Source organism: Xanthomonas sp. NCPPB 1638 (genome assembly GCF_041475635.2).
In the GTDB taxonomy this organism is placed as follows: Bacteria; Pseudomonadota; Gammaproteobacteria; order Xanthomonadales; family Xanthomonadaceae; genus Xanthomonas; species Xanthomonas cucurbitae.
The window spans coordinates 105275-119395 of sequence record NZ_CM192984.1 but is presented as its reverse complement, the minus strand read 5'-3'; the positions used below and the strand labels follow the sequence as shown (position 1 = coordinate 119395).

Below are 14121 nucleotides of genomic sequence, written 5' to 3'. Positions count from 1 at the left end.
TGCGAAACAATGCCCGCCGCAACGCCGGCACGCGCATCAGTTGGTCCACGGCCTGCGCTAGAACAGCGTTTCCTTGAACGGCAGCATGGCTGGGCCCAGCACCGTCGCATGTGCCTGCACCTGCCCGACCAGCAACGCCGGATACGGCAATGCGACGCCGCGCCGTGGCGCGGGTTCGAAGGCGATGCGTGCGACCAGCCGCTGCGCAAGATCTGCCGACAGACGCTCGCCGAAGACGATGACACGCGGGTCGATCAACGCGATGACCGCCGCCACCGCCTGGGTCACTGTGGGTTGCACCTCATCCAACCAGGCGTCGACCTGCGGCCATGCCGGATCGTCGTGCTGCAGCATGGTGTGCAGGTGCGGCCGCACATGGCCATCGGCGACCAGCGCCTGGCGCAGGCTTTCCAGCGTTGGCCGCGCGCTGCCGATGATGGCCGAGATACGCTCCATTTCGCCAACATTGCCGTGTGTGTGCCGCAGCGCACCTTACCGGCGGCGATCACACCTGCGGCAAACCCATCGGCGATCGTCAGATAGACCAGATCCGGCAATTGGCGGCCGACTCCGTACAAAGTTTCGGCCAGGGCGGCGCAATGGGCGTCGTTGTCCATCCAGACCGGCAACTGCAGCGGTCGGCGATGAACCGGCCCAGCTCCACCTGCATCCAATCGGCGGCCAGCGTGAGCGGCGGATTGACCCGCGTGCCGTCGCCGATGCGCGGGCCAGTCATGCTGACCCCCACCCCGAATAGCGGCCGCCGGTCCGCACCGGCGGCCTGCAGCAACTGCTCCACCAGTTCCGGCAGCCACGCCGCGACCCGTTCCAGCGTCAGCGGGAACGCGGTGAGCTGGCGCATGCCGCGCATCTGCCCGGCGAAGTCGATCAGCACCATCGCGATGCCATCGACCATCAACGACACTCCCACGCTGTACGCGTAGTCGGGCACCAAACTCAACTGGACGCTGGGTTGGCCGCGACCTCGCCGCAGCAACGGGCCGAGCTGGAGCAGCCCATGTACAACCAGCAGGTCGATGATGCCCTTGGTGCCAGGAACGCTGAGCCCGCTGGCGCGCGGCAGATCGGCACGCGCCACCTGGCCGGCGTGCGGATCAGACCCAGCAACGCGCGCTCCCTGGAACCGGCTGCCTGCCCGTCGCTGCGGCGGCGGTAACGCGAACGGATAGCCGCGCTGGCGAAGAATGAAGACATGGGACAGCAAAAGGACCAGTGTTGTCACATAAGTTTAAATTAAGCAGGTCAATTTGATCGACCTGCGGCCACCGCGTTGGGGCCGCCCGACAGTGCGGATCGTGCCTTGCGTCTTTTTCATTCCTCGTTCTCTGGTCCCCTTGGGTCCGCTCCAGCCCGCATCCCACAGCGTCGCATGGTGTCGTACGCGCTGGGCATGGCCGTGGTGGGCTGGATGCAGGCGCCGGCGCCCGCCGCCGCTGCGCCCGCCGATGCCGCAGCGCAGACCCTCGATGCGGTGCAGGTCCGCACCTCTTTCCAGTCGCAGAACACGCGCGCCATCGCCACCAAACAGGCCGCGCCCACCATCGTGGATTCGGTCGCCGCCGACAGCATCGGGCAACTGCCGGATTTCAACGTCGGCGATGCGCTGCGCCGCGTCACCGGCGTGAGCACCGTGGAGTACCAGGGCGAGCCGCGCTATGTGACAGTGCGCGGCCTCAACGGCAACTACAACAGCATGCTGATCGACGGCTTTGCATTCGCCAGCAACGACATCGGCAGTCGTCAGGCCCTGATGGATGTGCTGCCGGCGAACTTCGTCGACCGCATCGATGTGGTGAAGTCGCTGCTGCCGGAAAACGACGGCGGCGCGATCGGCGGGGTCACCAACCTGGTCACCGCCACCGGCTTCGGTCGCCCGGACGGCCTGCTGACCGCCTCGGCCAAGGGCGGCGCCAACCTGATGGGAAGCCGCTATGGCGGCCTTACGCCGGTGGGCGAAGGCGAGCTCAAATGGGGCAGGCGCTTCGGGCGTGACGGCACGTTTGCATTCCTGGGCGCAGCCAGCGTTTGGCACCGCGAGATCTCGGTGCCGCAGCAGGAAAACGGCGGCGCCCTGAACTGGTACAACGCCGACGGCACGCGCGCGCCGGTGCCTTACGGCGGGGTCGGTGACGCGGTACCGAGCGAACGGCGCTGGTACAACTACGACAACACCCGCGAGCGCCGCGGCCTGACCGCGCGCGTGGATTGGCAGCCCGACGGCCCGCTCAGCGGCCATGTGTCCGGATATGCGTTCCGCCAGCGCGAGGCCTCCAACCGCGCCACCCAGGCTGCGCAGGTCCAGAACAGCGCGCGCCTGACCCGCACCGGCCCGCAAAGCGGCACGCTGGACAACCTCAACCAGCTCGTCGAGCTGGGGCAGTTGCGCTGGAAGCGCGGCCTGTCCGGCATCAACGGCGAACTGCTGGCCGAACTGCCGGCGCAGTGGCGCGGCGCGCTGCGCGCAAGCACCTCGCGTGCCACGGTGGACAACCCGCAGACCTGGGATCGCTTCCAGCAAAACCGCCTGGCCTATGGCTTCGACTGGAGCGGCGAACTGGCCGCCTTCGCGCCAGTGAGCCCAGCCCTGACCGAGGATCCCACCCGCTACGCCAACCTCAACCACCAGCAGGAGCGCACGCGCTACGCCGAGCGGGTCAACGACCTGCAACTGGAGTTCAGTCGCAACATGGACGAAGACAGCCAGGGGCTGGGCCTGGCCTGGGGCCTGCGACAGGTGCGCACGCATATGCAGACCGCATTCCAACGCACCACCTGGAGCGGGTTGCCGTATTCGCTGGCCGATGTGCTGGGTCCCCCGACCTGCGCCCTGGGCTGCACCACGCAGATGATGACCATCGACCCGGCATTGGCCGACGCACGCTGGGATGCGGTTGCTGGCCAGGCGCGCGGGGTGCCAGACACTACCGCGCAGAATAGCGGCAGTTACGCCGTCGACGAGCAGGTGCGCGCTGGCTTCGCCCAGGCGCAGTGGCGAGACGAACGCTGGCGTCTGGCCGGTGGCGTGCGCCTGGAGCAGACCCGCTTCGACAGCACCGGCCAGCAGCTGAGCGGTAGCGTGTGGAGTCCGGTCGGCGCGGAGCGCACCTACCGCACCTGGCTGCCGTCGCTGGCCGGCCAGTGGCAGACAAGCGCCAATGGCACCTTGCGTGTTGGCGCTTCGCGCTCGATCGGGCGCCCGAGGCTGGACCAGATGGCGCTCAACGGCGGCGTGCTCACACTGGGCAGTACCCCGCCGACGCTCAACCAGGGCAACCCGGACCTGCAACCGCGCCGCTCGCAGAATCTGGACCTTGGCCACGACTGGACCTTCGACGACGGCGGCAGCCTGCTGTCGATCGCGCTGTTCCGCAAGACCATCGACAACGAGATTTTCCGCTACGGCCAGTTGCAGGAAATCGACGGCCAGCAGGTGCTGGTCACCCAGCCGCGCAACACCGACCACCCGGTGCGCATGCGCGGCGCCGAACTCGGCGCGATCAAGGAACTCGGCCCGTGGCTGCCCGCGCTTGCCGGGCTGTCGGTCGGGGCCAATGTGACGTTCCTGCACGTGGACTACCCGGTGGTGCTCGGCGATGGCATCCGCACCACGCTGGACGTGCTGCCGCAGCAGCCCAGGCAGTTGTGGAACCTGACCCTGAATTACGCCAGCGGGCCGCTGCGCAGCACGCTGGCCTGGAGTCGCACCGGCGAGCTGTGGGACGACCGCTACCCCAACTACAGCAGCCAGCAGGAGTTCTATCGCAACCGCTACCAGCAACCGCTGGACCGCCTGGACCTGAAACTGGCCTGGGATATGTCGCCCATGCTGGCAGTGAGCCTGGACGTGCTCAATCTGGCCGGTCAGGGCTACCAGTACCGCATCGGCCGCAATCAAGAATACGTGCAATCGGCCTGGAAGATGGCGCCCACCGTGATGCTCGGCATCAGCGTCAAACTCTGAGAAAATCCCTATGTCGTCGTTTCTGGACACACGCATCAGCCGCCGGCATCTGATGGCCGCCACCGCCAGCGCCGCGCTGCTGACCAACGGTCTGCCTGCGCTGGCCAACACACCGCCGCTGGATGTGGGGCGCAAGTTTTTGCGCTCGCGGCGGCCGATGGCATTTGCCGGCAATACCTTCGTTGGTCATCTCGAACAACAGGGCGACGGCTACGACAGTTTCGACCACGTGCTGGATATCTACCGCGAACTGCCCGAGCACCGCTTCGCGAACAAGTTCGCGCTGCTGCCGCCCAGCAGTTATCACGTGACCTTGCTGGGCGGAGTCAACGAGAGCGACCGCGCCAGCGGGCCATGGCCCGGCGATCTGACGCGCGATGTGGCATTGAGCGAGATCCATGCCGATTTTCTCGCGCGGCTGACGCAGCGCACGGCAGCGCCGCTGGGTGCGTGCAGTTTTGTGGTGAATCCGGCTGCGGCAAAGACCGGCAACAACAACAACCTGCTCATCCCGCTGCGCCCTGCCGATACGCAGACCGCACAGCGCCTGGAAGCCACCCGCCAGGGGCTGATGACGCTGACCCGCCTGCAGCGCCCGGACTACGTCAATTTCCAGTTTCATATCTCGTTGGCCTACCTGTGCGAAACGCTCGATAGCGCAGAACGGGCGGCCTATCGCGCCGCAGTGGGCGACTGGCTCAAGCGGCTCGCGGCCGCAGGCCCGATCACGATCCCGCGTTTTCACTTTTGCACGTTCGCGGATATGGACGCGTTTCGGACGGTGCGGGAGGTGTGATGTTGGGGAGTCGGGAATCGATGCGCGGATTGAGTGTCGGAGCTGGTGCCTGATTGATCGCGGTTGCAATGAAATAGATGCATGAGCATTGTGACGATGCGGTTGTCACCCTCCCTCCCGTTACGAGAGCAGCTGTCTGGCTCACTTGGCTGTAGCGGACCCTGTGATCTCGCACCTATGCGTGGGGGATGACCAGCAATGTGGCTATCGGCGCGACCAGTGACGACCTTGCCGAATTTGCCGCTCTCGCACAGCTGACGAGCAACCTCACCGCACGCGCTTGGACATCGCCGCTTCATCGTCCAGCCAGTTGCTGCCCTTGTTGGTCAGGAAGAACAGGTAGACCACCAACGACACCGCGATGACCGCGGTTGCATAGATCACGAATTCGCTCACATGGCCGGTCTTCAACGACGCCTGGTACAGCAGTGGCGCCGTGCCGCCGAAAGCGGAGTTCGCCAGCGCGTAGCCAAGCCCCACGCCCAACGCGCGCACGTGAGTGGGGAACAGCTCTGCCTTCACCACTGCATTGATCGAGGTGTAGCCGGTCAGGATCACGAAACCCACGGTGAGAATCGCAAATGCGCTCAGCCAGTCGGTCTGCCTGGGTAGCTCGGTCACCAGGAACCAGGTGTACAGCACGCCGCCGATGCCGAAGAACACCAGCAAGGTCTTGCGACCGACGATATCCGACAACCAGCCGCCCACCGGCTGCATCAGCATCAATACCGTCAAGGCGACCAGGTTGATGATGGTGCCGGCCATCACGTCACCGCCGGCGAAGGCGGTCTGGATCATCTTCGGGCCGGTCACCGAGTAGGTGTAGAACGCAATCGTGCCGCCGGCGGTAATCAGGAAGCACAGCAGCAACGGGCGCCACTGGTTGACGAACAGCTCGTGCAGCGAACCCGATGCCTTGGCCTTGCCGGTGCGCGAATCGGCGATGGATTCCGAGCTCAGCGACTCGTCCATGGTCCGGCGCAGCCAGAACACCACCAATGCGCCGATACCACCCAGGCCGAACGCCACGCGCCAGCCCCACGCCGACACCTGCGAGGCATCGAAGAAATGCAGCATCACCAGCAACGTGGCCTGCGCCAGCACATGCCCGCCCACCAGGGTGACGTAATGGAACGAGGACAGGAACCCGCGTCGCCCCGGTATTGCCGCTTCAGACATGTAGGTGGCACTGGTGCCGTATTCGCCCCCGGTCGCAAAGCCCTGCAGCAACCGCGCCAGCAACAGGATGATCGGCGCGGCGATGCCGATCGTGGCCACCGTGGGCGTTATCGCAATCACGAACGAACACAGCGCCATCATCGACACCGAGATGGTCAGCGCCAGGCGGCGCCCAAAACGGTCGGCGAAACGGCCGAAGTACCATGCGCCGATCGGCCGCATCAGGAAGGTCATCGCGAAGATGGCCCACACGAACATGGTGGCGTTCTTGTCCTCCTTGGAAAAGAACTGCGATTCGAAGTAGGTAGCGAACACCGAATAGACATAGACGTCGTACCACTCGACCAGGTTACCGGCCGACCCCTTGAGCGTATTGGACACCGAACGGCGAAGGCTGCCGGGCGCTGCGGCAGAACCGGCGGCGATCGGAGACGATGGGGATGCGCTCATGCGGTCAGAACCTCTTCGGTGGGACAGCCTGGGAGTATAGGTGCGCGCTTGGGTGGGGCATGTAAGCATTTCGGCGTAGGCAGGCGCCGCGCAAGCCGCCAGTCCGTGTGCAGCGTGCAATGGAAAACGGCCGAGCTGCAGCCTGCGCGGCCCTCATTCCACTGCAGTCTCCAAGGCTTGCACGTGACGCTTCAGCTCGCTTTTGGCGTCGGCGCGGTCAGCGATTTGCTGTACATCCCGGAGCGGTCGAAGCAGCACGCACGGCGCTTGCCGGACGCCAGCATGTCGCAGGCGGTGGCGATGCGCTTGACCCGCGTGTCGGCCTTCTTGCCCGACACGACCCAGAAGATCCAGTCGCGCCGCGCCAGCGCGGTGATGTCGTTCCAGGTCGCACGCGCGGCCGGCTGCGCGGCCAGTGCAGCCTGTAGATCATCCGGCACCGCCGGCTCGGGTTCCACGTCCACCGGCGTCATCTGCACTGCCACCCTGTCACCGGCAGCCACGCCGGCTGCCTGTTGCAAGGCTTGCTCGACCTTCAGCCAATGCCCGCCCCGCCCGTCGGGTTCAAGCGTGGCCTGCAACGGATACCCGGCAAATGTGCCGGTGACGGTCACCATGCTGCGCGTGGGCAGCTTGTTGCTTGCCGCCGCAGGCAGCTGCAGAAACAGCCACGTGGCCGCCTCAGGCGCTGCAGGTTCCAGCAGCGTGGCCTTGCAGCGAACGGTGGCAGCGACCTTGGGCATCTGCGGACGATAGCACTGCACCTGCCGGAGCCATGTCGCCAGCCACATCGATCGCGCCTGGCATCCCGATGCCCGCCGGTAGGTGGCACGCAATCGCACCACTCCAACGGCCGCCTTCCCTTCACGACCCCCATGCCGCCCGCCCTGCCAGACTGCCCGCCGTTTGTGCCCGCAATGGCGGGGAAATCGGAGTGGGATGCATGATCTGGATCATCGTGGCCGCCGTGGTCGTCACCTTGCTGGTGGGGCTGCTGTTGCTCAACTTCGCCACGCCGGAGAAGAAGCTCCAGCACATTCCCAAGCACCTGTACGACGTGGCCCACCCGCAGTTCAAGCGCGAGATGTCGGTGCTGCTGGGCCCGACCATCCTGCCGGGCAATCGCATCGATGTGCTCAACAATGGCCACGAGATCTTCCCGGCCATGCTGGCTGCGATCCGCAGCGCGCAACACACCATCACCTTCGAAACCTACATCTACTGGTCGGGCGAGATCGGCCGCGAATTCAGTGACGCGCTCTCCGAGCGCGCCCGCGCCGGCGTGGCGGTGTGCGTCACCATCGACTGGGGCGGCAGCCTGAAGATGGACCATGCGCTGGTGGACACCATGACCGAGGCCGGGGTGGAGGTGCATCGCTACCGACCGCTGGCCTGGTACAACCTGCACCGCGTCAACAACCGCACGCACCGCAAGCTGCTGGTGATCGATGGCCGCATCGGCTTCACCGGCGGGGTGGGCGTGGCCGACCAGTGGATGGGCGATGCGCAGGACCCGGAGCATTGGCGCGACACCCACTACCGCATCGAAGGCCCGGTGGTGGCGCAGGTGCAGACCGCCTTCAACGACAACTGGATCAAGACCACCGGCCGCGTGGTCAACGGCGCGCAGTACTACCCGGCGTTGGAGCCGGCAGGCGACAGCGATGCGCAATTGTTCGTGGCCTCGCCGGCCGGCGGCAGCGAGAGCATGCACCTGATGTACCTGGTCGCCATCGCCGCCGCGCGCAGCAGCATCGACCTGGCCGCCGCGTACTTCGTGCCCGATGCACTGATTATCGGTTCGCTGCTGGACGCGCGCCGCCGTGGTGTCGCGGTTCGTGTGCTGCTGCCCGGCAAGCATATCGACGCGGTGTCGGTGCGGCTGGCCTCCAAGGCCAGCTGGGAGCCGCTACTGCAGGCCGGGATCGAGATCCATGAGTACCTGCCCACCATGCTGCACACCAAGCTGCTCATCATCGACGGCCTGCTGGTGTCGGTGGGCTCGACCAACTTCGACATCCGCTCGTTCCGCCTCAACGACGAGGCAAGCCTGAACATCTACGACCGCACCCTGGCTGCGCGCATGACCGAGGTGTTCGAGCGCGACCTGCAACGTGCGCAGCGGTACACCCTGGAGCGCTGGCGCGCGCGGCCGCTGCGGCAGAAGCTGGGCGAGAAGCTGGTGTTGCCGTTCCGCTCGCAGGTATGACCGCGCCGTGTCGGTGACGGCGGCTAGCGCGCCGCCCCCACCGGACCTGCCTGCAGCCGCAGCTGGCGCAGACGCCACCACAGCCCGGCGATATGCACCAACGCATACAGCACCAGTGCCGCCGCGATGCCCAGGGTGAGCGGGCTGGCCTGTGATCCAGCCGCCGCTGCGCCGGTGGCGAAGGCACTGGTGGCCCAGCGCCACGCCAGCCGGCCCAGCAGCACCAGCATCAGCGCCGCGCCGATCCACGGATTGGGCGTGTACCAGCCGCGGCCCTCTCTCCATTCGGCATGCGTATAGCGCAGCGACAGTGCGCCCAGCCCGCTGCCGGCCAGCGCCCCCACCGCGATCCCCAACCGCACCTGCGGCAGGCCGTAGAGCGCAAACCCCAGTGCCGCCGCCAGGATGAGCAGGGCCGCGACCCGCACCCCGGTCGCCAGCGGTTTCCACGGCTGGCGGCCAAAGCTGCGCCGGATACGCCGGTAATAGAGCAACCCGATGGCGGCCATCGATAGGTACGGCATGAACGGAGCGATGGCATGGGCGGGCATGGCGCGATCCTGGCGAAGTGGCCCTTGCATGATGAAACCCGGCTACGCCACCGACAAGATGCCAAGTGTCACCTCCTGCGGCCCGGCATGCGCCGGCGCGTGCCCTGCGCTGGCGTCGCTCGCCACCGTCGCCACCGCCGGTGAATGGCACGCGTGCGCGCCGGCCCGTGCCACACGCCAATCAATGCCACGGCGGTAGACTTGCCGACAGTACTCCCCCACCGCCGTGCCATGTCCGCCATCAAGCAAGACGCCCATACGCTGATCGACACGCTGCCCGACACCGCAGGCTGGCAGGACGTGGTGCGCGCCGTGGACGCTGCCCGGTTCCGGGCGTCGGTGCTGGACGGCATTGCCGCCGCCGATCAGGGCGCCTTCGTCGCACCGGCGCAGCTCACCGCACTGTTCGCCGGATGGGGTGTCGATGTTGCGGCGTGAGTGGACCGTCCCGGCCGCCAAGCAGCTTGCCCACGCCCAGGATCACTATCACGCGCTCAACCCGGCCGCTGCCGCCGCGATGGCGCAAAGGGTGCTGGAGGCGACCCGCACGCTGGCCGAGCAACCCGGGCGCGGCCGTGCCGGCCGGGTACCGGGCAGCCGCGAATGGGTGGTGACGCAAACCCCGTACGTGCTGGTCTACCGAGTGCGAGAAGGCGCCCTGCAGATCCTGCATGTCCAACTCGACGCCCACGACTGGCTGCCGCGCAGCGAACCGCTGCTCGAACGCCTGGAACCGTGGATCGCCGCACTGATCAGCGCGCTGCTGCATGTGCTGATGCTGCTGATCCTGCTGTCGGCCTCCACGCCCACCGTGACCCCGCCGCAAGGCTCGGCCAGTGGTGGCCGCACCAAGGTGGATTTCGTCGGCGATACCGACCAACCGCAACAGCCCACGCCATCCCCCACTCCCACGCCGCCATCGCAGACCCCTGCGCCGGTGCAGCCGCCGCCGGCCGCCTCGCCGGTGCAATCCACGCTGGTGCAGAACGCCAGGAACCCGGTGCCACCGCAGGGCAACACCCGCCGCGGCAGCCTGACCGAGCAGCGTCAGACCCGCCCGGTGCAGCGCCCCACTCCGCTGCGGGCACCGGCAGACCCCTCATCGCCGCCGCAGCGCCGCCCCGAGACCTGGACCGGGCGCCCGCCGGGCATGCTGGACGAACCGGCCGATGCCGCCGAAGAGGGCACCTCGTACACGCCCACCATCAGCCAGGGCCGCCGCAACGACCGCAGCAACGCCCAGCCCAGCATGGATATCGGCGGCTACCAGGTCTATTACGACGTGCGCAGCGAAACCCAGCTGCGGGCATGGAAGGAACAAGGCATGCAGGAGATCGCCATCATCCTGCCCGGCACCCAGCAGCGCATGGTCTGCCCGCTGGAGGTCGCGCTCAAGCGCGGCTCCAGCAAGTGCCGGTTGCTGCCGCCGGACTCGCCGGAATTGAAGACCATCGGCGATGCGCGCGAGGTCATCAACATGATGGAGGTCTACCGCCAGGGCGAACCAGTGTGGCGCGGCCCAGGGCCATATCGGTAAGTTGGCGGCGCCTGGGCGGAGTTTGCAGACGCTGCGGCGCTGGATGAGCGCGCTGCCGAGGGTGGCTACGCGCCTGCGCTTGCCGTCAGTCCACGCAACTCCACCCGCCCGGAAACCAGAGACTGGATGTTTTTCCGGCCAGCGCAACGACCGACTGCGTTGAAGCAGGCTCCAACGCAGTCGGCAATCGTGTGCGGCGTGGCGACGATCAGCGGCCCTGGTCTTTTCCTAGCTGTGTCCCCAGCGCACCCTTGAAGGGCGCCGGATCACTGGTGACCAGGCAGTTGTAGTTCTTGTCGCTGTTGAGCACCAGGACGGACGACTTCGGCCCCTTGAAGTCCAGCCCGATCGAGAACAGCACATAGGTGTTGGGCAGCACGGTCGGTCGAAATGCACCGAACGCATACTCGCCGGACAGACCCAACGGGGACAGCGGCACCGTGAGCATCAGCGGCTGTGTCGCCACAGGTGAGGGAAGCGACGAGGAGGCCGTCATGATCTTGGACTGCGCATTGATGGAGTAGCTGGTCGTGACCACCACGCCCAGATACTTGGAGCCCGGCGCCGACACCTGCTTGCGACAGGCCGCGATATTTTCCGGATTCTGATCCGGCTGCCCGGTCTGCAGCGTGGCAAAGACATGGCTCAACGTGACCGATTTCTTTCCGGTGACAGGCGCCTCCGCGGCCTGCGCGCAGAACGTCGCCATCAGCATGAAAAGACTGCACATCGCAGCTGCACTGCGACCGGTTGTCTGATGCATCATCGTGATCTCTCCTCAGGATTGATTATGTGGTGCAGCGATGACCAGACACAGCTGTTTGTCCAGCGACGGCATGTGTCTTGCCCGGCATTCGGCGCTACACGCCCGTACATCGGTCAACAGCGAATGGTTATCGGCCTTCGACATCGTCCTGCTTATCCCCATCCGCTCCAGGCAGACGCCATTGGCGTGGTGCTGGTGCGTTGATCTTGAATCGGCGCGCAGCGCAAACACGGCAATTCGTCTCAGCAGCGCCGTTATGTGACGCGCTTGGTATTCAGGCGCGCGGCAACGCCGAGGCACAACCTATCCACTCCAGAGGTTCCCAGTGCACGCTACTTGCCGGCAACCGGCATGGCCTTGCGACAGCTGCCAGGTCGGATACGTCAACCGAATCTCGTGGTTGACGCACGGCCTGGTCGGGAACTGGGTAGAGTCTGCAGAGCATTGACTCCTCCAACCTTCTGCTGCGCCGCCAAGGATCCGCATGTTCTCGCACCATCTCGCCCCCCGCCTTGGCCTGGTCGTCGGCCTGTTATGCGCCTGCGTCGTCCATGCCGCCGATCCGGCACCGGCCCATCGGCTGTTGCGTGTCACCTTGGGCGGGGCATCCGACCAACCTGCCTCTGGGCGGCTGCTGGTGTTCGCCACCCTGGCCAAGGACGCGCAGGGCCAGGCCAAGAACGGCAAGGTGGACGCGGTGGATACCAGCCCATTCCGTCCCAGCGCAACGGCGGTGGCCGCGCAGGAAGTCACCGGCCTTGCGCCCGGTGGCAGCGTGCAGATCGACCTGGACGCCGTCGCCTTTCCCAGCGGGTTTTCCACCCTGCCGGCTGGCGCGTACCTGCTGCAGGCGGTGCTGGACCCGGACCACAGCTACAGCTACATCGGCCGCGATGGGGGCGACCTGCTGAGCGCGGTCACGCCGGCGACGCTGGGCAAGGCCGGGCCGCTGCCCACGCTGACGCTGAGCACGCAGGTCCCGCTTTCCGACGACCCGTGGCAGGTCTCGCCGCGCGCGCCACAGGCGGTGCGCGATGCCGTACCCGAGGCCAGGTTGCACAGCGCCGACGCCTCGGTGGTGAGCCCGGCACTGAGCGCATTCTGGGGCCGGCCGGTCTCGATCCGCGCCCGCGTGCTGACCCCGCCGGGCTACGACGGCAAGGCGCGTGCACGCTATCCCACCGTGTACGTCACCCACGGCTTCGGCGGCAACTACAACCGCTTTGCCGGCAGCATCGCCGAGACCTGGCGTGCGATGGCGGACAGACAGATGCCACCGATGATCTGGGTGTTTCTGGACCAGGCCACGCCCACCGGCACCCACGAGTTCGCCGACTCGGTCAACAACGGCCCCTGGGGCACTGCGTTGACCGAAGAGCTGATCCCCGCGCTGGAGCGCCAGTACATGATGGATGGCAAGGCCAGCGGCCGGTTCCTGAATGGCCATTCGTCCGGCGGCTGGGCCACGCTGTGGCTGCAGACGCGCTACCCCAGCCTGTTCGGCGGCACCTGGTCCACCTCACCCGATCCCAGCGACTTCCACGACTTCACCGGGCCGGATCTGTACGCGCCCAATGCCAACGTCTACCGCCGCCCCGATGGCAGCCCGTTTCCGTTGATCCGCGACCAGGGCAAGGTATTGGCCGACCTGGAAACCTTTGCCAGGCTCGAACGCGTGCTCGGCCCGTACGGCGGGCAGCTCACCTCGTTCGAATGGGTGTTCTCCCCACGCGGCGCCGACGGCCGCCCCATGCCGATGTTCGACCGCGACACCGGCAAGGTGGACCCGGCCGTGGTGGCCTACTGGCGCACCCATTACGACATTTCCGCCCGCGTGGCCGCGCACTGGCCCGCGCTCAAGCCGGACCTGGATGGCAAGATCCACCTGATCGTCGGCACCGCCGACACGTTCTATCTGGACGGGTCCGCACGCCGATTCCAGGCCGTGCTGGACGGCCTGGGCGCCAACAGCGACTTCCGCTACCTGCAAGGCCGCACCCACTTCGATCTGTACAAGGAGGGCGAAGACAACAACGCCCTGATGAAGAAGATCGCCTGGGAGATGTACGCCGTGGCGCGGCCGAAGCAATCGCCGCGATAGCGGGCGGTGCTCAGGCCGAGCGCTTGGGTGATTCCCACTCCAGGCGCTGCCTGAGCACCAGCAGCAGCACCTGAAGCTGGCCGGCACGGATCATGACGGCGGGGATCTGGCCGTCCAGCGCACTCATGGGTTCGCGGAACCAACGGATCACCGCATCGTTGTTGCCGCCGTTCAAGGCCCAGGCATGGCAGACGATCTCGCCCAGGTTCTCGATGCCGGCGCGGCCCAGTCGCTTCAGATGCTCGGGCGTGAAGGCGAACAGCGACAACACCCGTTCGGCATCGGCAGCCTTGCCCTGCTCGCCCTGCATCTGATCGTTGTGCGCGGTGCTGTAGCTGGCCCCCTGGGCGCGCAAGGCTTCGGCACGCCGCATGCCGGTGAGCAGTGATGCAATCAGGTCGGCGTGTTCCATGAGACAGTCCGGCAGTGTTATAGCGCGCACGCTATCTGCACGGCCGTCGCGGCTCAATCGGGAGTCTCCCGACAGCGGGTGACGCGGTCAGCGGGCTACCTGCCGCCGCATCCGGCCTGCAGCGCTGGGCGACCATCG

General features: G+C 66.7%; 11 protein-coding genes and 1 pseudogene. 6 read left to right on the top strand and 6 right to left on the bottom strand.

Annotated features, from left to right (window positions below; translation table 11 throughout):
- Positions 1 to 57: 57 nt before the first annotated feature.
- A pseudogene (locus ACCQ13_RS00510) lies at positions 58 to 1215 on the bottom strand (ROK family protein).
- A gap of 175 nt (positions 1216 to 1390) precedes the next feature.
- Between ACCQ13_RS00510 and ACCQ13_RS00505 the strand changes: the two are divergent.
- Positions 1391 to 3982, top strand: a complete 2592-nt coding sequence (locus ACCQ13_RS00505; RefSeq protein WP_223214378.1) for a TonB-dependent receptor — start codon at positions 1391 to 1393, stop codon at positions 3980 to 3982.
- Positions 3983 to 3992: 10 nt separating this feature from the next.
- The gene (locus tag ACCQ13_RS00500) at positions 3993 to 4778 is read left to right on the top strand and encodes a DUF1868 domain-containing protein (RefSeq protein ID WP_104603483.1); all 786 of its coding nucleotides are present in this window, start codon (positions 3993 to 3995) and stop codon (positions 4776 to 4778) included.
- Between the two features lie 267 nt (positions 4779 to 5045).
- Here ACCQ13_RS00500 and ACCQ13_RS00495 read toward each other — a convergent pair whose 3' ends face one another.
- Both ACCQ13_RS00495 and ACCQ13_RS00490 read right to left on the bottom strand, forming a co-directional pair.
- Entirely contained in the window at positions 5046 to 6407 is a 1362-nt protein-coding gene (locus ACCQ13_RS00495; protein ID WP_104603484.1) for an MFS transporter, read from the bottom strand.
- A gap of 191 nt (positions 6408 to 6598) precedes the next feature.
- Positions 6599 to 7150, bottom strand: coding sequence for a YdeI/OmpD-associated family protein (locus ACCQ13_RS00490; protein WP_159406432.1), 552 nt, complete (start codon positions 7148 to 7150; stop codon positions 6599 to 6601).
- A gap of 200 nt (positions 7151 to 7350) precedes the next feature.
- On the opposite strand from ACCQ13_RS00490, the gene ACCQ13_RS00485 reads away from it, so the two are divergent.
- A complete protein-coding gene (locus ACCQ13_RS00485) occupies positions 7351 to 8616 on the top strand; it encodes a phospholipase D-like domain-containing protein (protein ID WP_167526792.1) in 1266 nt (421 codons plus the stop codon).
- A 23-nt stretch (positions 8617 to 8639) separates the two neighbouring features.
- Here ACCQ13_RS00485 and ACCQ13_RS00480 read toward each other — a convergent pair whose 3' ends face one another.
- Positions 8640 to 9167: a CcdC protein domain-containing protein gene (locus ACCQ13_RS00480; protein ID WP_159406431.1), complete on the bottom strand. Its 528-nt coding sequence runs from the start codon at positions 9165 to 9167 to the stop codon at positions 8640 to 8642.
- A gap of 231 nt (positions 9168 to 9398) precedes the next feature.
- Between ACCQ13_RS00480 and ACCQ13_RS00475 the strand changes: the two genes are divergently transcribed.
- Complete coding sequence (locus tag ACCQ13_RS00475; RefSeq protein WP_104603486.1) at positions 9399 to 9605, top strand: hypothetical protein; 207 nt, start codon at positions 9399 to 9401, stop codon at positions 9603 to 9605.
- Complete coding sequence (locus ACCQ13_RS00470) at positions 9592 to 10704, top strand: type II toxin-antitoxin system RelE/ParE family toxin (protein ID WP_104603487.1); 1113 nt, start codon at positions 9592 to 9594, stop codon at positions 10702 to 10704. The genes ACCQ13_RS00475 and ACCQ13_RS00470 overlap by 14 nt, the downstream gene beginning before the upstream one ends.
- Before the next feature lie 208 nt (positions 10705 to 10912).
- Here the strand turns inward: ACCQ13_RS00470 and ACCQ13_RS00465 are convergent, their stop codons facing one another.
- Positions 10913 to 11470: a hypothetical protein gene (locus ACCQ13_RS00465; RefSeq protein ID WP_167526791.1), complete on the bottom strand. Its 558-nt coding sequence runs from the start codon at positions 11468 to 11470 to the stop codon at positions 10913 to 10915.
- A 484-nt stretch (positions 11471 to 11954) separates the two neighbouring features.
- Here ACCQ13_RS00465 and ACCQ13_RS00460 point away from each other — a divergent pair, with 484 nt between their 5' ends.
- A complete protein-coding gene (locus tag ACCQ13_RS00460) occupies positions 11955 to 13571 on the top strand; it encodes an alpha/beta hydrolase (protein ID WP_159406430.1) in 1617 nt (538 codons plus the stop codon).
- A gap of 10 nt (positions 13572 to 13581) precedes the next feature.
- On the opposite strand, the gene ACCQ13_RS00455 is transcribed toward ACCQ13_RS00460, so the two are convergent.
- Positions 13582 to 13983, bottom strand: coding sequence for an antitoxin Xre/MbcA/ParS toxin-binding domain-containing protein (locus ACCQ13_RS00455; protein WP_104603490.1), 402 nt, complete (start codon positions 13981 to 13983; stop codon positions 13582 to 13584).
- Positions 13984 to 14121 lie beyond the last annotated feature (138 nt).